Below are 25,075 nucleotides of genomic sequence, written 5' to 3' on the forward strand. Positions count from 1 at the left end.
CCACGCGACCCGAAGATAAGTGAAAAAGGGGATCTAATTAAAAAACTTTGTTTAGTGATGACCTTGACCGTAGTGTGCTTCTACGGCCTTTAACACCGGCCTGGCTAACAATACGTATACTAGTAAACCTACTGCATGCGATGCTATGGTTATCGCGACCTCTAGAGGAGTTGGGAAGTAAGGCTTCAGCACTCCTAGCGTATCAGGGGCGTACCCAGGAATAACTATAGTGAAGGTCTTTTCGGCCACCACTGCTAATATTATTAGCGTGCTTAAGAAGACTATGCCCTTGTAGCTCTTCCTTAATGGAGGTACGAAGATGGTCAGTAACGCAGCTAGTACACCTAGTACTACCCATGCCCAGAATAGCATAGCTAAGTACTCCATTCCAGGATAGCCCCAGTGGCAGATGTCGCTTCCTGCGAAGTAGGTTAGGTAGTCCTTGGCTAAGGGCTTCATGATACTACATACGAACGGGGCCATGTAGAGACCTATCGCTTGGGCCCTCTTAGCGGGTTCCGTAGTGTACCAGAAGAGCTCTTGAGTCTCTGATAGCGTGAAGTAGAGACCCACTATTAGAGCGGCAACGGAGGCTAGCAGCGTTTTCTCGTAAACGTATTTTGGTACTTTGTAGTTCTTATAGAACTTCTCTGCTATTATGCTAACTATTAAGAGAAACGCCGGTCCAGCGGCTAACGCAGTAGCAACGTATCTTGGAGCCAGTAATGGGCCTAACCATATGGGCCTAGCCGTTAGAGCTTGGCTAATGAATCCCGTTACTGTGTGGATACCTATAGCTAGTGGAGCTGCTATTACCATGAAAGCGTACATCAGCCACTTCGGTGGTTCGTACTTCGGACCCCTCCTGTACCAGTGCACAGCTAGGAACACGCCGATTAGGTTTATGATTAAGTAGCTGTTAAGCACTAGGAAGTCGTAGGTGAATATGCTCTTAGGGTTAGGTGGATGCCCCTCCATTATAGGAACTGCCATTAGCAATATCGTCCTTAGAGGTCTACCAACGTCCACGAATACTAGCGTCAATGCAACTAGTACCGCGGCCACTGCTTGGACTTCCGCCAGTGGAGCCAGCCTCATGAATCCCTTATCCCTAAAGCCGTAAGCAGCTATACCGAACAGTACGCCCGCTGCAGCTACACCGACCCAGAACACGAAGAACGATATGTACATACCCCATGCTACGGAATCGCTCATTGCAGTATAGACCATGCCTCCCTTGTCGGGAGTTATGCCTAGTTGCGTGAGTAGATGTGGATCGAATCCTAGGTGCTTTACTAACTGAGTATATATAGCTGGTGCCGCTTGCACGCCAGCCCATAGACCTAAGCCGTAACCAGCTAACACTGCCATAGCTAACGCGAAGGCCCAGTGGCTCCAGCCACCGTTTAGCGAGTACTTTATGAAGTACCATATGGTCCTCAATATTTCGATTACCATTAGGCCTCACCTCCCGATTCCTTCTTCTCTTCGCCTAACCAATCTGATGAATGGGGGTTCTTAGCGTCTATAGGAGGCGTTCTAGCTGGACCGAAATAGTAGAAGAACCTCGGCTTCGTACCGGCCGAGGGCTTGAGGACGAATACGCCGTATTCGTCTATGATCCTCTTTATTGGGCTATCTTCACTGTGCATGTCTCCGAAGGCCCTTGCTCCAACCGGACATATCTCAACGCAAGCCGTAGTACCGCCGTTCCTACTTCTTTGGATACAGAAGGTACATTTCTCAACCGTATGAACTTCTCTTGGAACGTTTCCGAATTCATGCATGTTGGGGTTAAGGGTCAACGCGTCTAGAGTTACCGGCTTCCAGTTCATGTGTCTAGCTCCGTAAGGACATGCCGTTATACAGTATCTACATCCAATACATCTGTAGCTATCTACCACTACGATTCCATCGGGCTCTTGCCAAGTCGCCCTAACTGGGCATACCATTATACAAGGCGGGTATTCACATTGGTTACAAGCGACTGGCACATATACTCTATCCTTATATGGACCGTGAGTATAGTCTATGTTAGTATTAAGGAGTTCTAGTTCCTCTCTGTCTAAGTTTAGCACCTTTATCCATTCTATTCCTTGAGTTCTGTCGACGTTGTTCTCTTGCACGCAAGCGTAGGCACACCTCCTACATCCAATACATCTATTTAGGTCGAGAGCCATAGCATACCTTACTCCCTTCTTCGGCAAGGTCCACTTTACCTTTATCTCTTGACAATGTCTCTTAGCAAGCTTACATTCGGGAGAATTGTCTCCCAACCTCTTACAGATGCTCTCAGCCGATTCCATGCATCTCTTCTTGGCATCCTCTTCCTTCTTCTTAGCTAATTCCTTAAGGTTTTCAATGGTTTTCTCGGGATTTCCGGGGACTCTATAAGGGTTCCAATTCGCAACAGCGTATTCCTCGCCATTTATTTCTATTACCTCAGCCCCACCGTAAGCCGTCTCTATTTCTTCCTTCGATAACGGTTCCAGCATCTCCATTAACTCTTCCCTTTTAGCTGTCAGGACGGTTACGGCGCTAGCTGCTACCAAACCTTTAATCAAATTCCTCCTAGTTTGACTGGTCATATCCCATCACCCCCAATTCAGTGCCTCAAGTAAGCGGCTACAGAGACTATTGCCGCTAAGACGAACAAAATTAACGTACTTGTTTGTATGAGGTCTTGCTTGTAAGGTTCGGGTCTATCGGAAGGTGGAGGCATTATACTGTCCGGTAACTTGACAGGATCGTGAGGGTCGTGACATTCAATACAAGCCCTCGCGGGCTTCTTGGTAAAGTGCGTGTAATCAGTACATTGATGGAACCAATAAGGAGATCCCTTATAGCCGAGAATAAGGATGTTCTGACCGCCGTCACACGTCATAGTTTTGTTTCCATGAACCAGCTTTTGATAATCGCTGAAGGTTCGGGGATGGCATTGAGCACACAAAGTATTGTATTTCATTTTTTCTTCTCTGGTAGCTAGGTTCATTGGAATTACTATTTCACCGTTCTTCAACTTCATTGGATTATCTACCTCGTGGCAGTTAGAACAGTAGAGTCCGGCATGCGCTCCTTTCGATAGGTCAACCTTGTGCACTTCAGAAACTTTCACATTTCCATTAACTTTCATGTTTAGGTGACAATAGGTACAAGGGTACGCTGGAGTATAGGCGGTTGAAGACGCTAAAGCTACTGATATGGCCAAGGCGATAGTCAGAACGGTTAGGCGATTCATTCTCCTCCCTCTCCCTTACGGGAGAGTATTAGTTTTATGCCTTATTACTTACCCTCTGAAAATTAACCTTCCAGTAGGTTATTACTATGGAGCTATCGAGCTATCTCCTTTAACCACTTCTCTAGTTTTTCGACAACTTCATCCCAACTTAACTTCTTAGCTTTTTCAAGCCCCTTTATCCCGTATTTATTGAGAACTTCATTGTAGTTTTCATATACGTATCTTAACTTAGCCTTCAGGTCTTCTAGATCCTTAAAAGTTATTGCCTCCTCCTCATTGATTGTGCCTATTTTCTTAAAGATTTCTGAAGCAATTACAGGCTTGCCGAACGCCATGCATTCGACTAGCGATAAACCGAATCCTTCGGAGTGAATTGATGGATTTACGCAAACGTCGGCTAATTCGTAGTAAGGGTTTACGCTCTTAGCGTTGGGAACTACCTTTACGATGTCGCCGTATTCCTTTCTTACTTCTCTAACCTTTTTAAGTACCTTTTCGAAATAAGCCGTGTCGCTTATCGTACCAACTAGCCACAACTTAGCCTTTTCCCTTGCTAGAGATTCTTTAAATGCGTCTATTAAATCGAGTTGGCCCTTATTCGGTGCAAACCTAGCTACTTGAACAACGTTAAAGAATCCGTTATCCCTCTTGACGTACTTAAAGGGTCCCTCGACTCCCTCTCCCCCAAGTACCCTAATTTTGCTCTCCGGTATCCCCAATTTCTCAACCAATAACCTCTTAGTATAGCTTAGTGGGACCACCACTAAATCGCTTTTCATTGCAGATGCTTTCATCAATAGCGACTTTGGTTTGTACTTCCAGCTACTTAGTTCCAATAAGCCAGCATCGTGAATTAGGTATATTGTAGGAAACTCTTCAAGAATAGGAGAAAATTCCGCCCAATAGGCATTGACAATTACTGCATCGGGCTTCAATTTCCTCAAAACCATAGGGGCCATGATAGAGAAGTAGACTGAACTTAACCACGTACCTTTGAATGGATCCCTTATCCCTATCACTTCTTCACTGTTGTCGCTAGCTAACGTAACTACTTTTACGTCGTGACCTCGGGCTTTCAGACGTTCAACTACCTTTTTAGCGAACTTCTCGGAACCTCCCTTAACGTAAGGCCAATATCTCCTCGTTACGTACGCTATTTTCACTAAACTAACCCTTTTGAGGAAAGAAAAAGAAACGTAATTTGTTTCAGTGCCACTAGGCGTTTAGCACCTTTCTAAGCCTCTTAGCTACTTCGTCAGCTTCTCCTTCTTTGTACTTGTAACCGGGGTATTCGAACTTAAGTTCGTTCTTATCGTATCTAGGAATTACGTGTACGTGGAAGTGCATTACCACTTGACCGGCCACTTCTTCAGCGTTAGTTAAGACGTTCACTCCCTTAGCTTGCAACGCTTTAATCGAGGCTTCAGCAATCTTCTTGGCTACAGTGAATACCTTTGCGACCACTTCCTCTGGAGCGTCGAGGATGTTCTTGTAATGCTTTTTAGGGACCACTAGCGTGTGTCCCGGAGCTACTGGGTTTATGTCTAAGAAGGCAATTACGTCTTCATCCTCGTAAACTATCCTCGCTGGTAGCTCGCCCTTTATTATCTTGCAGAAGACGCACTCCATGATACCATCCGGTAGTCTCTGTAGTGTAATGGAAGAAAAGCTTTTCACGTTGACCAAAGGAACTAGTTCTATGGCATTTAACGGACATACAATCTCGCAAATTCCGCATAGAGCGCATGGAGCAGTTTGATGGGCTTTTCCGTTTAAAATAGATATTGAATTAAAGGGACACAGCTCTACGCATCTACCGCATCCGTCGCATTCATCCGAAACCTTAACTAAAGCTAGGGTCTCGTGAAACATATCTCTTTCGAACACCTTCTTTCGCCTTGGTGTTCCACTAGTTTAGCTAACAAGTCCTCCTCATAGGGAACTCCGACGAATTCCACGTGACCATTAATTGATATGGATGGGACGCTCATTACGTTGTACTTGTCAGCTATGTCTTCGTTCTCATAGGCCTCCACGGTATCGGCTACAATACACTTCTTGCCTTGCTTATAAGATTCGTATGCGAACATATTGATTAGGAGGGCGGCATATGGGCAGTAAGGACATTGGGGCGTGACTACGTTTTCAATATAGAAGCAACCCTCTAATCTACCTATGCCCTCCTTCGTGCTTGGATCTAGACCGCTTTCTCCTTCAGAAATTCTTATAATGGTTTCGATAAGTCCCTTGATTTCCTCTCCTCCTGGAATTCCCGTATACCTTACGTAACCATCAACTAACAATACGGAAGGAACTCTGTCCACACCGTACTCCTTGAAAGCGTCCTTATCTTTATCAGCGTGAAAGACTTTATACGTTAGCAATGGCTTACCGTCCTTCTTCGGACTCTCTTCGCTAAATACTTGGATCATTTCAACTGTCGCTTTACAGTAAGGACAGTCATCTCCTATGAAGACTAAAACTTCTACGGGGTTTACCATATCTGCAAGTACTTCCCTTAACTCACTCCTTATCTCGGGCGTCCATTCTTGTTCGAACGACATTGCTTATCCCGCATTTGGCATTCAAAGCGCCTAGTTAAGAAGAAACCGGTAAGTAACTAGAGGTGGGAGATATAGGGTGCTGTTAAGAACCCACTGCGAGATAGCCGCTAGCGAAGTGGTACCAACAATTAGGGCAGCTGTCGTGTATTACTTACACAACCATTACAAGCTAAGTAACTACACAATAGCGAAACAAATAGGCACGTCGCCTTCAAGCGTAACAAACTACTTGAAAGACAGGAGAGGTAGGGGCGACTTAGTAAAGAAACTCTTAAGCGATCCAGAAATAGAGAAAATGATAAGGCTAATAGCTAAGAAGATAGCTGAAGGGGACACGAACCCCGAAGAATTGAGTAGCATGATGTGTGCCACTTGCAGGCTCGTAATGAGGAAATGGAAGAACTTCGAATGTATACCATTGCCAGAAAAGTGGTAAATTCAAGGCTTCCTTTCCCTTGGAACTATATATTCCTTGGGCGCAGCTTCAAAGGGTTCCAAGTACTTCCTGAGAACCTTCGGTATCTCAACTCTACCGTCTGGTAATTGGTAGTTCTCGAGGATGGCAGTGATGGTTCTGGTAGTTGCGAGAGCGGTTGAGTTCAACAAATGAACGTAATCGTGTTTCTTTCCTCCTTTTATCCTGTACCTAACGTTTAGCCTGTAGCTCTGCCAGTCGGTGCAATTGGAGGCGCTAACTAGTTCCCTATACCTACCTTGCGCTGGATACCAAACTTCAATATCGTACTTTTTAGCTGCCGGATATCCTAGTTCTCCTCCACATATGTTTACTACCCTATAAGGTAGGCCTAATCCCCTAACCAGTTCCTCAGCGTTCCTTATCAACTCTTCTAAGATATTCCAGCTTTCTTCAGGCTTGGAGTAAACGAACTGTTCGACCTTATGGAACTGATGCACCCTGAATATCCCCTTGAGATCTCTATTAGCCGCACCAGCTTCCTTTCTGAAGCAAGGACTAATCCCGACTAATTTTAACGGTAAGTCCTTCTCGTCAATTATTTCGTTTGCCTTATATGAAGCTAAGGGATGCTCTGCTGTAGCTATTAGGTATAAGTCCTCCCCCTCTATTTTGTAGATTGCGTCCTTAAAGGTTTCTATGTCAATAACTCCCATCAGATACTTGTACCTTATCATATAAGGGGGTTCGACTGCGATGAAGCCCTTTTTAGTTAAATTATCTAATGCATAAAGAATTAGAGCTAAGTCCAGCCATACTAAGTCTTGGAATAGGTAATAGAATCTCGATGAAGCCACCTGAGCTGCCTTGAAGGTGTCGCCCAACTTCAAAACTTCTTCAAGCATATCGGCATGAGGTATGGGTTTGTTATCTAACAGTTCGTATTCAATCTTGAATCCATACCGTTCCGTCTGGTGCTTGAACTGTTCTAGGTGCTCTTTCCATACTTTAGGCTTGCCCCAAAACCTAATGGGTTGATTGCTATCCTCATCACAGCCTTCAGGAACGCTTTCATGAACTAAGTTCGGTAGAGAGAGTAGTAGTTCCTCCCTCTTCTTCTCAAGCTCCTTCAATTCATTTTCTAGTTCCTCTTTTCGTGCAAGCAGCTTCTTGGCTTCTTCTATTAGTTTCTTCCTTTCTTCGGGAGAAGCTTTTGGAATAGATCTGGTTATTTTGTTGTGCTCGGCCCTTAGCTTTTCAACCTTCTGTAATACTTCTCTCCATTTCTTGTCTACTTCAATCGCTTCGTAGACCGGCCGAGGGTCAAGGCATCTCTTCTTCATTGACTCAATTAGCTTCTGTGGATCGTTCCTAAGGGCCTCTAGAATCGACCATGGCAATGCCTTATCTCCACCACCTACTTACAGTTGACCTTTAAAGAACTCCTTCAATTCCTCCCACTTTTCCTTAGAGCTGGGGCATTTCAATGGCATTTCTTGGATGTAACTCTTTTCTTGTTTCCACGCCAAATAGGCCTTGTGAAGCTCCCAACCCAGGTAGAGTGCGTGGGAAGGTTCCTTGACTAACCCCTTTGCAATGAGCGTTTTTCCAATCAAGTAGGGATCACCTTTTACTAAGTACTTCTCTCTTCCCCTAACGACGCTCGCCTTCACCCCATCTCCATCGATCCATATCCTAACTACGCTTTCCTCAAGAGGAAAGGATTGATCCCTTGCCTCTATTTCTTCGCCTTCTTCGAAGTAGATCAACCTATCTATTTTCTTCTCCTTTAGGATTAGTAGATCTGTTCCTAAGTCCTTTGGGGGAGTCTTTCTATGAAGTGAGATTGTTGACATAACTGAAGCAATGGCGCTTTCATACCAAGAGCTTCTCGCTTTATCACTCTCCTCAGTGACCATTACCAAGCTCACCCCCGATTCAGCTGCTAACTGAATCAGAGTCGCGTTAGTTCCTACGCTATCGAAATCAACGAGTTCAGTGAAGTTACTAATTCCCATTATAAGAGGGAGTTTGACTTTCTTGCTTAAGTCGTAATAGGCAATTAACGATGCTAACGTATTGGGAGGAGGCGAGAGAACGGGATCAATAAAGACCTTCTCGCTTTTTACTTCTCTCAAGTTCTCTAGGAGGGATTTAACCTTCTCCTCTGGACTAGATGGCCAGTAGCCCTTCTCTATATCGCCGGGTATCACAACTACAGCGTCACACTTAACCTTTCCTATCTTACTTCTATCTATCGAAAAAGCAACGTCGAAGCCCAGCTTACACCCTTCATTGAGTTCCTTCCAAAACATGGAATCTAATGCGACCACTTTGAAGTACTTCTCCGCGAGCTTCAGTAACGAAGGTAACTTGGAGGGGTTCGGGGAAGTTGAGGTAGAACCAATTACTACGAAGGAAGTTACTTCAGAAGCCTTCGAGAGTTTCTCCTCGAGATCGCCTTTATCCATCACTTCAGCAACCACTTTCACTGGTGGAGGTCTCAAGGGAACCTCGAATCCGTTCAAATCGAAGGCTTTCTCGAAGTCGATCGATTGAAGTTCCTTCGCTACCTCTTCTAAGACGTACTCCCTCAGCTCGTCTTCCAAGGGTTTATCGAAACTTAGCTTGTCCTCTAGTTCGTTCAGCTTCCTGATTGCTACCTTTAACTCGTTTAAAGTTTTAGTGCCTTTCAATACTTTAACTCCCAATTCCTCGGATATCGGTTTCAAGTCCCCCGGAATCATTCCCGATACTAAGACAAAGTCGAAAGACTTGACGTCTAATCCCCGTTTACCCAATTCCCTTAACAATTGCCTTTTGAGGGCGTTCGGAGTTAAGAGAGCTACTACGTCTACCGGCAAACCTAAAACTTCTATTCTATATTCGTTCGGTGCTTCCGAAACTATTTCCCTCACGGTTTCTTCAAGTCTCTTACTGGTTACGATTAGAACTCTTTTCAATGGGGTTACCGAAAGGCGGAAATAGGACAAGTGAATTAAAGCTCGAAGGTAATCATGAAGGTCGCTATTTTGATATTACTTCTATCAGTAATTGTCTTCCCTTGCATTGACGTACAAGTAGACGTCCAAGCCTTTCGGAACTACTCTCTAGTAAAAGTATCCTACGAATCTTCTTGTATTGGAGAATATGAAATTTCGTTTGAAACTAGTTCCCATGTTTACAGCTACTCGGGTAACGTTGTCGTACTTGGTAGTCGATACGTAGCGAAGGGGACGGGGTTTCCTGGTTTTGCAAGTGGTTTCAGTTTGAAATTGGTGGGTCCCCTAAAGGGAACGGTGGAAGCTAAATTCAATGGACTTCCTATTGCGAAGTACGCGATTGGTATAGGTAATTGCATTGTAGCTGGAGTCTCTAGGAGTACGTTCTTTGCGTTACAAGGGGAAGTGACTGTTACTTCCATAAACCTTTTTAATTACTGTAGGAAGCAAGTGAGAGTCGATGTCGAGGTTGAGGGAGGAGAACCTTTAAGGGAAGTGAGCTGGATATTCTGCTCAAAAGGTAAGGGTGAAGTCTCGTACCATAATGTTTGCGTTGAAGAAAAGTGCGTTGAATGGGAAGTTATAGGTGAGGTATGCTCTAAAAAGGTAAAGACTTGTAAGCTCACGCCCGAGGCGGGAGTGAGTTGCGAAGAGGAATGTATTGAAAAAGCTCCCGTGTATCAGTGCATTAAAAAGGAGTGTAACGTTAGCTACTTGCTACCTACTGAGACGAGGGAATGCATTGAATATTCTGGAACGAGCAGGGGAAGCGACTTCGAGGTTAGAGGTAACAAGATGGTTGCCGAGGTTTCCTTAGAGCCTGGGAAGGGTAAGAGCTTGATAGGATACTTGAAAGGTACTCCTATCCTAAAGGTTAATGTAAATGGCGAAGAAATAAAGTTGATCGCTTCCAGAAACGTTCAATCGCTTTACATATATCCTGAATTCGCGTTCTTCGTCGCAGTATCCCTTCTCTTGGCCTTGCTATCCCTTGTTGTTCTATAGGTAATATTCTCCAATAGACACAAACTTGTAAATTTACGTTAATTGTACTTTCTTGACTCTCTTCAGTTGCTTGACGTACTTAGACGCCTCCAATGCCGCAGTAGCTCCGTGACCAGCAGCAACGACTATCTGGAATCCTATACCAGTAACATCGCCGGCTGCAAAGACGCCCGGAACGTTCGTATGCATTCTAGGATCGACTTTGATGAATCCGGCCTTGTCTACTTCAATGCCAGCTCTCTTGAAGACCTCAGTAGTTGGTGCCTCGCCCGCAGAGATGAAGACGGCCCTAACCTCTATCTCTTTCTCCTCTCCGGAAGGAAGCTTAACCACTATCTTAGTTACCTTTTGACCGTCTCCTTCTATTTTTACTAACCTAGCCCCTTCAAGTATTTCAACGTTGGGGGAGTTCCTCAAGATGTTCATGAAACTCTCTGAGGCCTCAATCTTGTCTGCGTGGGGGATCACGTATACTTTACTAGCAATTGATGTCATGTAAACTGCTTCTTCCATTGCGTGATCGTCGTTACCCACTAAAGCCATTGGCTGACCTTTAAAGAACGGGGCGTCGCAAACTACGCAGTAACTCACTCCCTTACCGAAGTATTCCTTCTCTCCGGGTATCCCTAGGCCTTTAGAAGAGAGGCCGGTGGCAATTATTACAGCATAGGCCTTGAACTCCGCGCCTCGTTTAGTCTTAACTACTTTCACGTCTCCGCTAACGTCCAAGTCTACCACTTCCATACCGAAAACTACTTCTGCATTGAACTTCTTCGCTTGCTTATAGAACCTGTCTACTAGTTCCTCTCCACTTATTCTCTCTATACCAGGGTAGTCCTCGACCACCGGTGCGTTTGCTGTTCTCCCACCCGGTTTCATCGTTTTCTCTAAAATTACTGTTTTCAGACCAAGTCTCGCAGCGTACATTCCAGCAGCTAGACCAGCTGGACCAGCTCCGATTATTACTACATCGTAATTACCTCCAACGGGTCTCCTAGTTCCTCCCAACCTCAACATAGCTTCGTTCCCACTGTGAAAGAGAGATGGAAAGTTTATTACTTGAATACTGTTTACTCTTTGGTTAACGACCTAGAAGAGTTAGGTATTCCTTTACCACCTCTTCGAACTCCTCAAGACCTCTCGAAAGGGCCTTAACTAAGGCGCTTCCAACTACTATCCCGCTCGCCCCGCTCTCAATGGCCTCTCTCACCTCCTCCTTTTTCAAACCGAAACCCACTACTATTGGTTTTGAAGTGATACTCTTAATTCTATTTATTAAATTCGGTATACCTACTGGCAAAGGAATTCCCGTTGCCGGTCTCACACCTAAATACAAGATTGGTTCGCTTAGCTCAGCTACCTCCCGTATGACGTGGTCAGGAGTGGTGGGCGAAACGAAATAAACTGTATCCTTTCCAAACTTTCTTGCTTCACTTGTTATCTCCTTGACTTTGTCGACGTAATCTATTACTGCATCTGCAAAGAGCACTCCTCCCGCGCAAAGTTTCTTTAAAAACCCTTTTAGATCAACAGAGACGTCTTCGAAGTACGTCATTGCAATTAGTCTTTCGGGCTCAATTACTTCGCAGACTTCGCTTAAGTCGAAGTTTTCAACGGAAATTCCATTAGCCCTAGCAACCTCGTAGCTCTTCCTTATTGTTGGTCCGTCGTACTTTGCGAACTTAGGCGGAATGCCTATCTCAATTAAATCGGCCTTGTCCTTTAGGTATTTCAAAGCTTTCATGAAATCTTCCCAAGTAGGATAACCTAGAGTTAGGTAGGCTACGAACCAAGGCTTCTTCGAGGGATCTACCTTGAGCACTTGAACCGCCTTTTGGTAAGAGATATTGAAATAAAAAACTTGAACGATTAAGCTCTGGTTGATCTCTTTCTAAGAATCGATAAGAGCGGTGGAGCTAAGAGAGGGACCATTGGTATGTGTAGCTTCTTCAATAGATCCTTTAGGCTGCCAAGGGAATTAGCATTTCCGCTATTGTCATCGACACCTTTGAGCGAGTAGAGACCTACGTAATATTTTTCTTGATCGTCTGAATACGAGCTCAAAGATAGAGCCATCTTATCGTTCTTCCAGTCTACGTTTGTGATGGAAGAAATATATTTGATGGACGAAATTGTAAAGGAGCTCTTACTGTAGACCATATCTCCATTAGGAAGGAAGAGCTCTAGCGAAGAAGGCGACGCTACGGCGATGTACTTACAGTTTGGTGAGAAGGCTGCATCGTTAACGAAACCCTCTATTTCCCCTACCTTCCTAGCTCTTCCATTGTCTCCTACTTTATACACGTACATTCCACTGGAACCAATAACTGCTACTAGGTTATTGCAACTATCCACTTCGTAAAAGTCGTCGTGCGACGATATTTCCGAAACAATACTACCGTCTTTGAGCGATAATATTTCGAGACGATCCTTCTCTATATTTATAGCATAGACGTAGTCGTTTGATGCCGAAACTGAGATTACGTAACCATCGATATTGGTTTCCCAATCAGCGTTCCCGTCCAAATCAAACTTTCCGCACTTAGATCCACATGCAATTATGGTATTGTTGTGTAGATATATTCCTCCACTAAATTGCCAACCTAAGTTAAGCTTCTGGATGAGAACACCGTCTTCATTATATAATAGGACGTTACCCGCACTCAACACAGCAAAAGTTCCGTTAGAGTAGCTTATGTCATCTACGTACCCCGCGACGCATTTCCTCATAATCAAATTTCCATCAGAGTCCAACATATAGAAGCAAGAACCGCAAGCAACCCCTACTACGTCATTCTCAGAAAGCACTATTTTGCTAGGCCACTCGTTGCAAAGCTCGGTAACCCAAAGTTCCTTTAAATTAAATGCAAGGAGCGTCGTAATCAATATTAACGACATGAGAAGCGCTCTCTTCAAACCTCTCCTCCACTCTATGAATGAGACTAATGCAACTAAATTACTTTTCGAGCTCTATTTCGCTCTAAGATGCCTCTTTGAGGCTAGCGAACTCCTCAAGGGCTTTTTCCTTTAGAACGGCTAACACCTCATGCACGCCAATCCCATTAAGTATCGAAAGTTCGAATAAGTTCTTGCCCATAGTTCTAGCCAATTCCTTGACTTCCCTAAGCTTAACCGCATCAGCAACGTCGATCTTATTGGCTGCCAATACCACCCTTTCGTTTCCAACTACTTTTAATACGTTATCCAAAACGCGCGCTTGCTTCTCAATAGGGGGTCCTTCCGCGCTAACGTCGAAAAGGAAGAGGAGGGAATTAGGTAGGTGTCTTATTGCAATAGCGGCCCTTTTTTCTATTTCATTCATTTCCTCCCACGTTCTGTCCAATATCCCGGGCGTGTCAACCACTTGAAACTTATACCTTCCATCAAAGAAGTGACCAACGTGAACTTCCTTAGTAGTGAAGGGATACGAGGCTACTTCCACTTCCGCTGACGAAACGAACTTGACGAAACTCGATTTTCCCGTTGAAGGCATCCCAGCTACAACTATTCTGGGTTCATTGAAATCTATTGATGGGAGACTAGAGATTGCTAACTTGAACTTCAATATCACGTCAAGCGCTCCTCTGGATCGCTTCACAGCGTTCAACGCTCTTCCAACAGCCTCTCTCCTAATTCTAGCTGCTTCCTCTAAGCTGACCGCCGTTTTAACTAGAACCCGATAGTCTTCCCACATTTCCTCCAACTTCTTCCTGAGTCTCTTCAAACCGTGAACCACTGCCCAATACTTCTGATAGGGGACGCTAAGCGAAGCTAACTCAATGTAGAACGGATGTAACTCTTCAGGTTTAGGTAATTGGTCTAGGAACTTTAACTTGTCTAGGATTATTTGGTAGACCAAGCTCACCCTTTGCACTTCCAATTCTATTAGGTCCTTCGGTCTCTTACTCTTGGGTTTTAGCTTCGGGTACCTTTTTAGTACCTTATTAACTATCTCGTCTGAAGTCGGTACGTGCAAATGCCTAAAGTAATCTGGTGGATCCCTCAAGTACCTCAATTCGGACCCCTTAAATGGGAACTAACGTAGGGATAAAACTGGAGGGGAACCGCCTTAGGGAAAGGCAAGGTCTTCTTAGTAGGGGCCGGTCCTGGAGGCGCTTGGCTAACGCCCTCATGCGTTCCGGGACTTCTCAGGACGGCTGACGTCGTACTCTACGATAACTTAATAGATGAAAGCTTACTCTCCTTTGCATACAATGCCGAACTTATATATGTAGGAAAAATGCCGGGAAAACACACTAAGACACAAGAAGAGATAAATGAGTTATTAAAGGAGAAAGCGATCGAAGGGAAAATAGTTGTTAGGTTGAAAGGAGGTGATCCGTTCGTTCTAGGAAGAGGCGATGAGGAATGCGACTATTTATTGAGTAATGGAATAGAATGTGAAGTAATTCCCGCTCCTACTTCCGCTACGGCCGTTCCAGCTTGCGCCGGAATACCCATTACTAGAAGGAACCTAGCTAATACCTTCGCGGTAGTTACCGGAAGAGCGGCGGAAGGTAGTAGGAAGCCTAAATACGGTGAAATACTTAAAGTAGTGGATACTTTGGTCGTTCTGATGGGTGTGGGTAACCTTAAGGAAATAGTGAGGGATATCGAGGTCTCCGTTGGTCAAATACCAAGCGCAGCAATAATGAAGGGATGTACCAAGGAACAAAGGGTCGTATTAGGACTTTCAACTTATTTACCGGATCTAGTTGAAAAGAACGACATAACGCCCCCTTCGGTATTAGTATTTGGAGAAGTGGTGAAGTGGGCTTGGGAGAAGAAACTGGTACGAAACGTTGTAGAGGCAAAGTTCTAACGTTCAGGCCGAGAGGCGCTCCCGAGTTAGACCCCTTCGATGTAATAAACGTACCTTTACTTCAATTAGTTCCAACGCTAAAACCCGAAGAGCTCGAAGAATCAATTAAGAGAGCGGAGGCTGTAGTTTTCACTTCAGTTACGGGAGTGGAAGTAGTTAAGGAGAAGGTTCCCTCAGTGTTCAATCTAATTAAAGGGAAAAATGTAATAGCAATAGGACCCAAGACGGCCCAAGCTCTAAGGGAGGTTGGACTTGAAGCGATCGTACCGAAGGAATTCACTTCGGAAGGACTTGTGGAGCTATTGAGAAATTACAACTCGATCGTGGCCGTACGTTCGAGCAAGGGATCGAAGGAACTTAGGGAACGTTTAGGAAATAAGCTCAAGGAAGTTATCGCTTACGAAACGCTCAGGTTAAAGAGGAAGGAGGTAGCAGAGCTACTCAATGAGGTAGACGCTGTTGTAGTCTCTAGCGCTGAAATAGCTAGGGCCTTGATCGAGAGCTTGGAAGAAGCGGGAGTAGACCCGAGCAAAGCGCTCTCGGAAACGGAGATAGTGGTCATTGGACCGTTTGCTGCGAAGCCCTTGGAAGAGCTCGGGATTCGATTTCATCTGGCGGAGGAAGCTACGTTCGAAGGCGTCAAGAGGAAGCTCATCGAGATACTATGTAATAAGTAATATATTCAATAGACTTCTATTACTTCTCTAAAGGATGCCCGCTATCGACTCCATTTGAAAGGTAAACGTGAAGGTTTCTATTGAGCCTAGATCAGACGTGTCCCCATGTTTTCGAATTAACGGCTACACGTTCTGAAAATTTAGAATGGGTCAATGTAGCGGCGCCCAACGGGAGCCTCCCTCACGCACCGCTTCCCAAACGGCGTTGGGAGGCCGGAGCCGCATTGAGGTATGCTATGGATCTATATTAATTTGCCCTCAAAACGTCTTTAAGACACGTTCCCGAACCTCCTTTCGGTGGAGCTCTAGTGGAAGAGGAAGGTTACAGTATCTTGATAACGGACGCTACTATAGTAACCGAACCCGGACAGTACCTAAAGGGATACCTATATATAGATAAAGGAAGGATTGTTGCAATAGGCGAAGGCGAAGTCCCAGAAGAATACTCCTTCGCCACTTACCTAATTAATGGTAAAAACAAGATCGTTTACCCAGGCTTAATTCTCCCCTTAATAAAGGCTTCCTCCTATCCTTCTCGATTCGGAGGTAAGGAGGCGTCGAATTTCGAGGAACTCTATTACGCAACGCAAATGGCGATCCACGACTTGAGTTTAGCGGGCGTAACGGCCTTCGGAACAGTGGAGGAGGTAGTAGAACCCGTCGTGAGAGCGGTAGTTAACTCGTACTCGAAAGCGGTAATCTTCGTTAATGCCGACGTTGAAGGTTGGAAGAGACAATTGGATATAATGCTGAACAAGTGGCAAGGTTATCAAGATAGAGTGTATACTGGCATATATACGGAAACGGACAATAAAGACGCTATTGAAATAGCCGAAAAGTATTCTCTACCCCTCATATCCAAGTGCTGTGGAATCAAGCTAGTAGAGGAGGAGAGGATAGCGTCGGAGAGGGGTATCGTGAAGCTGGAGAAGAACGGAGTAATTAGTTACGGGTTCAAGAGGTCGTCCAGAACTGTAAACCCGTTAAACGTTCTCCGCACCTTGTACTATATAGGAATGGATCCCGTAGAGGTTATGAGATACGTGACCACCAACGCCGCATTAATTCTAGGTCTAAACGACAGCGGCGCTATAAAGGTGGGCTATTCAGCTGATATAGTAATTTTCGACGTATCCCAGCCTCCCGGATGGACTGCCGGAAAGGGGCTTCCCGAGGAAGTAATTCTAACCTCAAACCCGAGAGTTGAGACGCTAATAGTTAGAGGCGAAGTGATAGCGGATTCGTTCGAAATGCTTAGTATAGGGGTCAAGGACGTCAAGAGAGCCCGAAACCTCTTTGGAGAGCGTTAGACATTGTTTATTTCAAATTTAAGTAAATTAAATATTTGTTCATACAGTTTATATAGTATTATTGCAAATTATTCCAATTAAATGGGAAATAATTGAATACTTGTTCGGAAATCTCTAACTACGCGGGGGACAGTACTTGGTGAGCACTGAAGAAGTGCTTAAGGTAGTTGAGAAAATCAAATCTGAGAACGTTAGGTGGATAGATATCCACTTCGTAGACGTTCCGGGGAGATTACAACATACTACTTTTCCAGCCAGGGAGTTATTGGACGATCCAGAGGAGACCTTTAACGTAGCCATAGGTGGATTCGACGGCTCATCTATTACCGGTTTCACTGTAATTAACGAGAGTGACATGCTTCTTAGGCCTATCCCCGAAACCTTTGCGATAATACCAGATGACTGGCAAAATCCGCCCGGAGTCGCTGCCGGGAGAACAGCCAGGTTCATCGCCCAAATCTTCTGGGGAGGGTACAAGAAGGGAGAAGCACCCAGGTTCGAAAAGGATCCAAGATACATAGCTGAGAGAGCCGAGAGTTACCTTGCTGAACAAGGATACAAGGCCTACTTCGGACCCGAAGTTGAATTCACTCTATTCGATAAACTAAAGGTAGACATAAACATGCCTTGGCATAAGATGTGCGTCGAAATAAACTACTCTGGAGCCCCATGGGATACTCAATTACCTATAATGAAATTTAAACAAGGCTACTTCCCTGCAAACCCTTACGACAAATTATTCTGGATTAGGCAAGAAATCGCAAGTGTATTGGAGGATTACTTCGGATTCCAAGTTGAGGCCCATCATCACGAGGTGGCTGGTGCCGGTCAGGGAGAAATAGACTTTAGATTCGATACTGCTGTGAGAGCCGCTGACAAGGTAGTCACCTTGAAGTACGTCGTAAAGAACATTGCTGCCAAATACGGCATGGTAGCTACTTTCATGCCTAAACCAATCTACGGCGATAACGGTAACGGAATGCACACTCATCAAAGCTTGTGGGACATCAAATCTAACAAAAACTTGTTCTACGACCCCAACGACGAGTACGCTGAACTAAGCCAGTTAGCTAGGTACTACATTGGTGGTATACTAAAGCACGCCAGGGCACTAAGTGCCATAGTGAATCCAACTACATCCAGCTATAAGAGACTGGTCCCAGGTTACGAGGCACCCATTTACATAGCATGGAGTAAGAGTAACAGATCTGCAATAATCAGAGTTCCCAACTATATGAGAGGCATTGAGAAGGCCGCGAGAATTGAGTACAGGTCTCCGGATCCAAGTACTAACCCCTACTTGGCATTCGCTGCGATGGTTGCCGCTGGGCTCGACGGAATAAGGAAGAAAATAGAGCCACCAGATCCCGTTGATGAGAACATCTACGCAATGGATCCGAAGAAGAAAGCTGAGCTTGAGGAGATAGTTAAGAAGCAATTAGATACAAAGTTACAACTACCTAGTAGCCTATGTGAAGCGCTCGACGAACTAGAGTCAGACCACGATTGGCTCTTCCCAATATTCACTAAAGAGATGTATGAGACGTGGATAGAGTTGAAGAGAGAGGACTGTAAGAGATTAAATGCCTATCCACACCCAGTCGAGTATTACGAATATTTCGATATCTAAAAACCTTTATTTTGGGGCGATCGTCTACGTAGTAGCTCAATTCTCATTCCTTAAATGATTAGAAATGTAAATAGTAAAATTAGGCACCGAACTTCTTTGCTCTATTTGCGTAATTAACCATCAAGTTAAACAAGTCCATTCCGCGTATTCCAGACAACTTGCCTTTAGCCACTGAAATCTCGTTATACTCTTTCGTATCGTCCGGTATTGCGGTAGGTGCGTAGAGCAGCGAGGGGACTGGGTCTCCCGTATGTTCCTTTACCGTTACTGGAGTGGCGTGATCGGGCGTTACGACGAACACTGCCTCACCATCGTAGTAGTCCATAATGTAACCTGCAATGTAATCGAGCGCTTCAATCATCCTTACTTTCTCTTCTACCAGGCCATCGTGTGACGCAGCATCAGTGCCTTTTAAGTGAACGAAGACCATGTCGTAATCTTTCAACAGTTCGACAGCTTTCCTTGCTTTGCTCTTGTAGTCTGTATCTACTCCCCCGGTAGCTCCGGGTGGGGTATAAAGGTCCATTCCGACTGCCTTGGCCACGCCAAGAACGAGTGCTGTTGCTCCTACGGCAGCCGCCTTAACGCCTATTCTCTCTTGGAGTGTGGGTAATGGCTTTCTAAGCATTCCGGCACCTCTTAATAATACTATGTTCGCAGGCGGTAGACCCTTTTCAATTCTCCTCTTGTTCGCTGGATGATCCTTTAACACTTCGTAGCTCTTGAACGTTATTTTCGTTAGGACTTCCGCTGTCTTCTTAGCTTCGGGGGTATCTTCTAAGGGCCTCGATTCCAGCACGGGCTTTCCTACTTCGTGTGGGTCCGTATCACTGACCTTATCGCTTAAGCCTTCGCCTCTAAGGACTACCGCCAGCCTATGTTCAGTAGCGTGATAGAACTCGACCTTTACTCCGTCTACTTCATTTAACTTCTCATTTAGCACCTCTACTAGCTCACTAGCTTCGTCTACTTTCCTGCCAGCTCTCCTATCTACTACTATTAACTTTCCACCTTCTTCTTTAACTGTTGCAAAGTTACCCCTCAGTGCAACGTCGCCTTTAGTCAGACTCGCTCCCACTCCCATCGCTTCGAAAGGACCTCTTCCTTCGTACCACAAAAATGGATCGAGACCAAATAGCGAAATGTGTGCGGTATCGCTACCGGGAGGTATTCCAGGAGCTATTACGTTAATGAGGCCGGTTTGTCCCCTTCTCGCCATCTCATCCAAGTTAGGAGTTGAAGCTTCTTGTAGAGGGGTTTTGTAGTTAAGGGAAGGTACGAGCCTATCTCCCATTCCATCTCCAACAATTAAGACCATTTTGTAAGTCTTGATTTCTTCTCACCGGTCCCTTGGTAGGCGCCACTTGAATTAAAACGTAAGCGAAAGCTCATCTATACGGTTTCTCCGCACCCTAATTAGGATCTCTACTAAGTTGAAGTAGTAAAGTAGCTGTTTCTATTTGGTGAACATTAAGATTCTTTCTATTCCCTATTGGATCTCTACAAAGCGAGGTAGCTAACGATTCCAGAGACCCTGAAAAGGAATCTTTCCACTCCCTCTTGGATCTCTACAAGGAAGAAGAAAATTGTTTAGGCGAATTCGTAACCCAGTTCCTCTTTCCACTCCCTCTTGGATCTCTACGAAGTTCTCTTTTTCAAAAAGCGAGGGACAGGGCGGCTCTTTCCACTCCCTCTTGGATCTCTACCGTTACCCTCCTATTTAAACAACTAATTCCCCATCTTTTAACCCTTTCCCTTAGCTCTCCTTTCCTCAACCATACTTTCCTCTCAGAACTTGAACTCAATTAGTTGTCCAATATATGCATGCATATGCTTGTATAAGGTAGGTTAGAGTAGAAATCCCCATGATCATCAGAGTTCTCATTATCGCTTATTAACCCCTTAATGCAACTTCTCATTTTAAAGATCGATCTTGAAAGGACCACGTACTGATGGTCTGAGCTCTAGAGTGGTAAATCTTGTTTGTTTTTGTAAATACAATGTTGAACGATTGGATTGAAATGGAATTAACTATTAGGAAGGCTGGTAGAAACTGAAGGTGCTTAAGGAGACCATTAATTCTGAATTCAAATGGTTAAGGTTGAGGAAATGAGTGAATTAATTGTTAGTAAATGGAAAAGCGAATTTGGACAAGAGGTGGAGATGGGGATTCACCATCGGATGGTGAATGAGGGAGGTCATGAATCAATATTCGCTTAAGTACATATAAATCTATTTAGAATAGAATTTTTATTCAACGAAAGACGAGGAATGTAAAAACTGACTTATTAAACGAAGCAATTGCTGAATTACTCTGAAATGTTATCGAGGAACCTCAGTCTCTTAGGAATGGGTGGATGTGACATAAACACTTCCATAATGGGGTTGGTTTCTTCTCTCTTAAGTCTCTCAATTATTTCATCCATATCATAGTAAGGCGAGGCGAAGGTCTGTGTGAATGCGTATATGAACAGCATCTTGGCCGGTGACTCATTAAACTGCTCGAGTTCCTTCTGGTAGACCGGATTGCTCTTAATGTTCTCGAAGGTTACGTGCAGCCTTGCTAGGGCTCTTTGCATAGGCTTCTTACCCTTTACCTTGGCTCCATGGAGATCTGCATAGTACTCCCTTAACCTATTAAATTGCAATATAATGAAGTTCAAGATAAAGGATATTGCTACTAATGCTATACCCGCAACTAGGAAAGCAAGAGAGGAGTTTTCCCTATCCCTTTCCGAGGCACTGCCCCAGAAGCCCCACTCCATCATTATTCTACCGAGATAGTAGACGAACATTGGTGCTAAGGAGAGAGCTAATATGAGCCAGATGTCGTTATGTTTATGGTGACCGAGTTCGTGGCCTATTACGGCTTCTAGTTCCTCTTCGTCCATGGTTCTAGTTATTCCTTCCGTTAACGCGACGTATCTGCCAGTAAGGAAGTTGCCGTAGGCGAAAGCGTTTGGTATGGGCACTCTCGCTATCATTGCCTTTGGTGGCTTTAAGCCGCTTCTTTGTGCTAGTCTATTTACCATTTCTTGTATTTCCGGTGGAGCCGGTTCTGCCCGATACATTATATTGATAAGAAACGGCGCAATGAAGTATTGGAGCGCGCCGATGCCGGTCAGTATTAAAGCGAAGGTCCAAAGCGATGGAACGTATCCTAGATAGCTCGTTAGGAAGGCGTACGCTGCAAACAATATCAACGCGTAGCCGACAATTGTTAGAAACATAAAGAACTTGAGCTCCTTTTCGCCTCGCGGCGTCCGCGTTATATATGGTGCCATTGCAATAAAGAGTCCTAATGCTACAGCCATTATTATAGGTTCTAATAGGTAGCCTATGCCAAACCAGAACAACGTTCGTTATCCCTAGACTCCAAACCTCCCCTTCACCGATTAAAGCTTTGGAGTACTCAAGGTCGTTCAAGGTATAAATTCAAGCTCAATAGGTATCAGACTAGGATTGAAAGGGACATGAGTGAATCAATGGAAACAATTAAGCCATGCGACAGTGCTGAAATATTGAGGGAGCTAGGATATTCGTTTGAGCTAGTTCGTGAAGGAGCGAGCGTTCCCGAATTCTCAAACAAGAGTTTCGATGACTTCTTGAAGGGGAGTGTAGCTAGACTGAAGGGTCTAAAATTATATAAGCATCAAGAAGAGGTGTACGAAGCGATAACCAAAGGTAAAAACGTCATATTGGTTTCAGGCACGGGTTCCGGAAAGACTGAGGCATGGATGCTTCCCGTCATAACTCATTCAATGAAAACCTTGGTGATTTATCCTACATTAGCGCTCTCTTCAGATCAACTGAGAAGGCTGAGGGAATACTTCTCTGAGCTCAGCAGCGAGGATAAAGTAGTCCTAGTAGATTCTAGGAACCCTCGAGTAGTCGATGACGCGTTAATAGTTGCTACCAATCCTGCCTTCTTGTTCCAAGATTTGAAGAGGATTGCGGAAGGTAGGGGTTATTTGAAATGGTTCTTACAAGAAGTCGAGCTAATTGTAGTCGATGAGCTTGATTTCTATGGTTATCACGGAGTGAGTGCAATAATCTCAATGCTCGAATTAATTTCCAATTACATTAAACTGGGAGACCCTCCCCAGTTAGTCCTTCTGACCGCAACGTTAGGGAGTCCCAATGAAATGGCTTCGGTGCTCAGGGAAATAAATGAAAGAGAAACTGTCGTAGTTGAAGGGAAGCCATTTAAGGTAGAGAATAGAACTTACATAGTTTACTCAAAGGACTTAGATAAGCTATGGGACTGGGTCCAAAAGAATAAATCGAAGATCTTATCCAAAGCACCCAGCTTAAAGGAATTTATAAGCGAGAAAGAAAAGTTCAAGGAGAACGTTTACGGCTTAATAGAGGCCCTCAGATCAAAGGGAATTTGGCCCCCTTCACCATCTATGGATTACGCTGAGGTTATAGCTAGATACGTTCACTGCGAGAAGAACACTCTAACGTTAGTTTTCGTGAGTAGCATAAGAATGGCTGAAAAGTTAGTCAGAGAAGTAAGGGAGAGGCTTCCAGAAAACGAGGCTTCCCAAATAGAGGCCCATCACCACATGATTCCGAAGTCTAAGAGGGAAGAAATAGAGAGGAGGGCTAGACTCGGTGAGGTAAAAGTCATAGTTAGTCCCAAGACCTTGGCTCAGGGAATAGATATAGGAAATGTGGTTAGGGTTGTTCACATTGGCTTACCGGAGACATTGAGAGAGTTCAGGCAAAGGGAGGGAAGGAAGGGCCGCAGAGGCAACATTGAGTTCACTGAAAGCATTATATTCCCATATAAGCAATGGGACAAGAAACTGCTTCGTCAAGGACTTTCGGTTCTAACTAAGTGGATAAGTATGCCTTTAGAGAAAGTTGATTACAACCCATCCAATAAATGGAACGAGCTCTTCGTTGGGTTATGGAAAAGCATTAGCGGATACCCTCTCTTAGAATCTGAGAAGGAGCTTCTCGAGGAACTGAATCTAATCAATGATCGGGGTATCTTAACAGCGGAAGGACGAAAGGTATGGAATTATTTGGGGTTTTATGAATACGGTCCACCTTACGGAATACCTCGAGTGCTATACAAAGGAGGAAGGAAGGAGAGGCTTCCGGAAATCGGTAGGAGAGATTTCATAGAAAGGTTTCAACCCGGTTCCTTCGACTACTCGAATGACGCGGTAGTTGTAGGGTACACTAGAGAAGGTATTGTTGAGAAACCCTTAAGCGAGGCAATAAGGGAAAGCGAGTGGTTGTTCGAGGCAGTCCAGCAATACTACAAAATAAAGGAGAAATGGGGAGAGTTCAAGCCGGACGTGACGAAAGACTACAAGTACGGTAAGCTTTCTTCAAAGGTAGAGGTACTAGCCAACCCTCCAAAGAACGGTTTCGGTAGATTGACTGAAGTTCCACTAAGAACTTATTGGATCGTCGAATCTAGGAAGGCTGACGTAAAGAAGTTAGGTAACAACATTACATTAATATATAATAAGGAAAGAGTTGCATTAGCTGCCGAAACCCACGGTGAGTACGAGGACTACACGTATGGGTTCTCATATACACTAGATCCTGTATGGGAAGATTACGAGGTGTCGGCTGCAGTAGCCTTCGGTCTTGCCGCATTAAGGGTAAAGGATAACATTGACGTGACCGAGTTTGCATATGCAATAAGTAGTAGATATGGATACAAGGAGCTAATCGTATGGGAACGTGAGGCCTCGGGTATACTGCAGAAGCTAGGCATGGAGAGAGTGAAAACAGCACTAGAAGAAGTTAGAATAGATAAGCTCTTGGAAACTTTAGCACTGATGATAGACTCTGAGTCAGTAGAGCTTAGCTTAAAGAAAGCAACGAACTACGCGGACTTAAAAAAGAAATTACTCAATGTATTCGAATCAATTAACGCAGAACCGAGCGATATGCTGATCGAAATGCTAAAAACGCCATGCAGGGAGGGAAGCGCTACCGCTTTCATCTACGACGACTCTACCTCTACCATCTATATTTCGGATAACGGTGAGTTTAAATCTATAAAGGTAGAAAAACCCAAAGATTTAGCTCCATTAGCGGATATATTTCGTCGGAGCAAAGTTGTAGTGACTTTCATGCCCCCTAGAAAGCTCGAACGATTAGTTAGAACTTATCCATTGCTTTACAAGGCATACCTAGAGGGTACTACTAAGAACAGTATTTTGAATATGTACAACATCTTAAAGAATAGGCTTAGGGTAAAGTGGTTAGATTTAAACAAGGTTGCAGAGAAATTGGGGATGGAACTAAGTACTCCGAGAGACGCATTAGCTTTAATAGAGGAACTTTACTTCAAGTGGCAAGGCTACCTTGACGAAACCGCTAAAAGCGAAAGTAAAAACTAAGTACTGAACTTTAGTATCCACGCAGACTCAGAGATTTCAAG

General features: G+C 44.5%; 20 protein-coding genes and 2 pseudogenes. 7 read left to right on the forward strand and 15 right to left on the reverse strand.

Annotated features, from left to right (window positions below; all coding sequences use genetic code 11):
* Positions 1-51: 51 nt before the first annotated feature.
* The 7 genes and pseudogenes from nrfD to pdo form a co-directional block, all read right to left on the reverse strand.
* The gene (gene nrfD, locus EYM_RS06885) at positions 52-1,458 is read right to left on the reverse strand and encodes an NrfD/PsrC family molybdoenzyme membrane anchor subunit (protein ID WP_075050379.1); all 1,407 of its coding nucleotides are present in this window, start codon (positions 1,456-1,458) and stop codon (positions 52-54) included.
* On the reverse strand, positions 1,458-2,588 hold the full coding sequence (locus tag EYM_RS06890; RefSeq protein ID WP_236943412.1) for a 4Fe-4S dicluster domain-containing protein: 1,131 nt from the start codon (positions 2,586-2,588) through the stop codon (positions 1,458-1,460). Before EYM_RS06890 ends, nrfD begins: the two co-directional genes overlap by 1 nt.
* Positions 2,589-2,605: 17 nt before the next feature.
* Entirely contained in the window at positions 2,606-3,238 is a 633-nt protein-coding gene (locus tag EYM_RS06895) for a hypothetical protein (protein ID WP_075050380.1), read from the reverse strand.
* 92 nt (positions 3,239-3,330) lie between these two features.
* Positions 3,331-4,401: a glycosyltransferase family 4 protein gene (locus EYM_RS06900; protein ID WP_075050382.1), complete on the reverse strand. Its 1,071-nt coding sequence runs from the start codon at positions 4,399-4,401 to the stop codon at positions 3,331-3,333.
* A gap of 52 nt (positions 4,402-4,453) precedes the next feature.
* A complete protein-coding gene (locus EYM_RS08000) occupies positions 4,454-4,867 on the reverse strand; it encodes an HIT family protein (protein WP_075050656.1) in 414 nt (137 codons plus the stop codon).
* Positions 4,868-5,023: 156 nt separating this feature from the next.
* Positions 5,024-5,110: pseudogene (locus EYM_RS08005) on the reverse strand (4Fe-4S binding protein); the annotation flags it as partial.
* Positions 5,092-5,802, reverse strand: coding sequence for a protein disulfide oxidoreductase (gene pdo / locus EYM_RS06915; protein WP_075050383.1), 711 nt, complete (start codon positions 5,800-5,802; stop codon positions 5,092-5,094). The gene pdo and the pseudogene EYM_RS08005, both read right to left, overlap by 19 nt.
* A 76-nt stretch (positions 5,803-5,878) precedes the next feature.
* On the opposite strand from pdo, the gene EYM_RS06920 reads away from it, so the two are divergent.
* Positions 5,879-6,238 (forward strand): transcriptional regulator, encoded by a 360-nt coding sequence (locus EYM_RS06920; protein ID WP_075050385.1) that lies wholly within the window; start codon positions 5,879-5,881, stop codon positions 6,236-6,238.
* A gap of 2 nt (positions 6,239-6,240) precedes the next feature.
* On the opposite strand, the gene serS is transcribed toward EYM_RS06920, so the two are convergent.
* A complete protein-coding gene (serS, locus tag EYM_RS06925; protein ID WP_075050387.1) occupies positions 6,241-7,617 on the reverse strand; it encodes a serine--tRNA ligase in 1,377 nt (458 codons plus the stop codon).
* A 21-nt stretch (positions 7,618-7,638) separates the two neighbouring features.
* On the reverse strand, positions 7,639-9,180 hold the full coding sequence (locus EYM_RS06930) for a dihydropteroate synthase-like protein (RefSeq protein ID WP_075050388.1): 1,542 nt from the start codon (positions 9,178-9,180) through the stop codon (positions 7,639-7,641).
* Positions 9,181-9,234: 54 nt separating this feature from the next.
* On the opposite strand from EYM_RS06930, the gene EYM_RS06935 reads away from it, so the two are divergent.
* Positions 9,235-10,224, forward strand: a complete 990-nt coding sequence (locus tag EYM_RS06935; RefSeq protein ID WP_075050390.1) for a hypothetical protein — start codon at positions 9,235-9,237, stop codon at positions 10,222-10,224.
* 33 nt (positions 10,225-10,257) lie between these two features.
* Here the strand turns inward: EYM_RS06935 and EYM_RS06940 are convergent, their stop codons facing one another.
* The 4 genes from EYM_RS06940 to EYM_RS06955 all read right to left on the reverse strand — a co-directional run bounded on the left by EYM_RS06940 (position 10,258) and on the right by EYM_RS06955 (position 14,239).
* A complete protein-coding gene (locus tag EYM_RS06940) occupies positions 10,258-11,241 on the reverse strand; it encodes an NAD(P)/FAD-dependent oxidoreductase (RefSeq protein ID WP_075050392.1) in 984 nt (327 codons plus the stop codon).
* Between the two features lie 64 nt (positions 11,242-11,305).
* Complete coding sequence (gene trpA / locus EYM_RS06945) at positions 11,306-12,046, reverse strand: tryptophan synthase subunit alpha (protein ID WP_075050393.1); 741 nt, start codon at positions 12,044-12,046, stop codon at positions 11,306-11,308.
* A gap of 47 nt (positions 12,047-12,093) precedes the next feature.
* Positions 12,094-13,140, reverse strand: a complete 1,047-nt coding sequence (locus tag EYM_RS06950; RefSeq protein ID WP_075050395.1) for a hypothetical protein — start codon at positions 13,138-13,140, stop codon at positions 12,094-12,096.
* 64 nt (positions 13,141-13,204) lie between these two features.
* Entirely contained in the window at positions 13,205-14,239 is a 1,035-nt protein-coding gene (locus EYM_RS06955; RefSeq protein WP_075050397.1) for an NOG1 family protein, read from the reverse strand.
* A 75-nt stretch (positions 14,240-14,314) separates the two neighbouring features.
* On the opposite strand from EYM_RS06955, the pseudogene cobA reads away from it, so the two are divergent.
* From cobA to glnA, 4 genes and pseudogenes are all read left to right on the forward strand, one after another.
* Positions 14,315-15,046 (forward strand): annotated as a pseudogene (gene cobA / locus EYM_RS06960) (uroporphyrinogen-III C-methyltransferase); the annotation flags it as partial.
* The gene (locus EYM_RS06965) at positions 15,001-15,723 is read left to right on the forward strand and encodes a uroporphyrinogen-III synthase (RefSeq protein ID WP_075050398.1); all 723 of its coding nucleotides are present in this window, start codon (positions 15,001-15,003) and stop codon (positions 15,721-15,723) included. The pseudogene cobA and the gene EYM_RS06965, both read left to right, overlap by 46 nt.
* Before the next feature lie 308 nt (positions 15,724-16,031).
* Positions 16,032-17,033: an amidohydrolase family protein gene (locus EYM_RS06970; RefSeq protein ID WP_075050399.1), complete on the forward strand. Its 1,002-nt coding sequence runs from the start codon at positions 16,032-16,034 to the stop codon at positions 17,031-17,033.
* Between the two features lie 139 nt (positions 17,034-17,172).
* On the forward strand, positions 17,173-18,663 hold the full coding sequence (gene glnA, locus EYM_RS06975; protein ID WP_217221079.1) for a type I glutamate--ammonia ligase: 1,491 nt from the start codon (positions 17,173-17,175) through the stop codon (positions 18,661-18,663).
* A gap of 79 nt (positions 18,664-18,742) precedes the next feature.
* On the opposite strand, the gene EYM_RS06980 is transcribed toward glnA, so the two are convergent.
* Together EYM_RS06980 and EYM_RS06985 are read right to left on the reverse strand one after the other, a co-directional pair.
* Complete coding sequence (locus EYM_RS06980; protein WP_075050402.1) at positions 18,743-19,996, reverse strand: 2,3-bisphosphoglycerate-independent phosphoglycerate mutase; 1,254 nt, start codon at positions 19,994-19,996, stop codon at positions 18,743-18,745.
* 976 nt (positions 19,997-20,972) lie between these two features.
* Positions 20,973-22,019: a zinc metalloprotease HtpX gene (locus tag EYM_RS06985; RefSeq protein WP_083495113.1), complete on the reverse strand. Its 1,047-nt coding sequence runs from the start codon at positions 22,017-22,019 to the stop codon at positions 20,973-20,975.
* 117 nt (positions 22,020-22,136) lie between these two features.
* Here EYM_RS06985 and EYM_RS06990 point away from each other — a divergent pair, with 117 nt between their 5' ends.
* Positions 22,137-25,034, forward strand: a complete 2,898-nt coding sequence (locus EYM_RS06990) for a DEAD/DEAH box helicase (RefSeq protein WP_083495114.1) — start codon at positions 22,137-22,139, stop codon at positions 25,032-25,034.
* The last annotated feature ends 41 nt before the right edge of the window (positions 25,035-25,075 follow it).

The organism is Ignicoccus islandicus DSM 13165, assembly GCF_001481685.1.
In the GTDB taxonomy this organism is placed as follows: domain Archaea; phylum Thermoproteota; class Thermoprotei_A; order Sulfolobales; family Ignicoccaceae; genus Ignicoccus; species Ignicoccus islandicus.

Coding starts and splice junctions, on each gene's coding strand:
- nrfD (WP_075050379.1), bottom strand. CDS start 1,458: ATGGTAATCGAAATATTGAGGACCATATGGTACTTCATAAAGTACTCG.
- EYM_RS06890 (WP_236943412.1), bottom strand. CDS start 2,588: ATGACCAGTCAAACTAGGAGGAATTTGATTAAAGGTTTGGTAGCAGCT.
- EYM_RS06895 (WP_075050380.1), bottom strand. CDS start 3,238: ATGAATCGCCTAACCGTTCTGACTATCGCCTTGGCCATATCAGTAGCT.
- EYM_RS08000 (WP_075050656.1), bottom strand. CDS start 4,867: ATGGAGTGCGTCTTCTGCAAGATAATAAAGGGCGAGCTACCAGCGAGG.
- pdo (WP_075050383.1), bottom strand. CDS start 5,802: ATGTCGTTCGAACAAGAATGGACGCCCGAGATAAGGAGTGAGTTAAGG.
- EYM_RS06935 (WP_075050390.1), top strand. CDS start 9,235: ATGAAGGTCGCTATTTTGATATTACTTCTATCAGTAATTGTCTTCCCT.
- EYM_RS06940 (WP_075050392.1), bottom strand. CDS start 11,241: ATGTTGAGGTTGGGAGGAACTAGGAGACCCGTTGGAGGTAATTACGAT.
- EYM_RS06990 (WP_083495114.1), top strand. CDS start 22,137: ATGAGTGAATCAATGGAAACAATTAAGCCATGCGACAGTGCTGAAATA.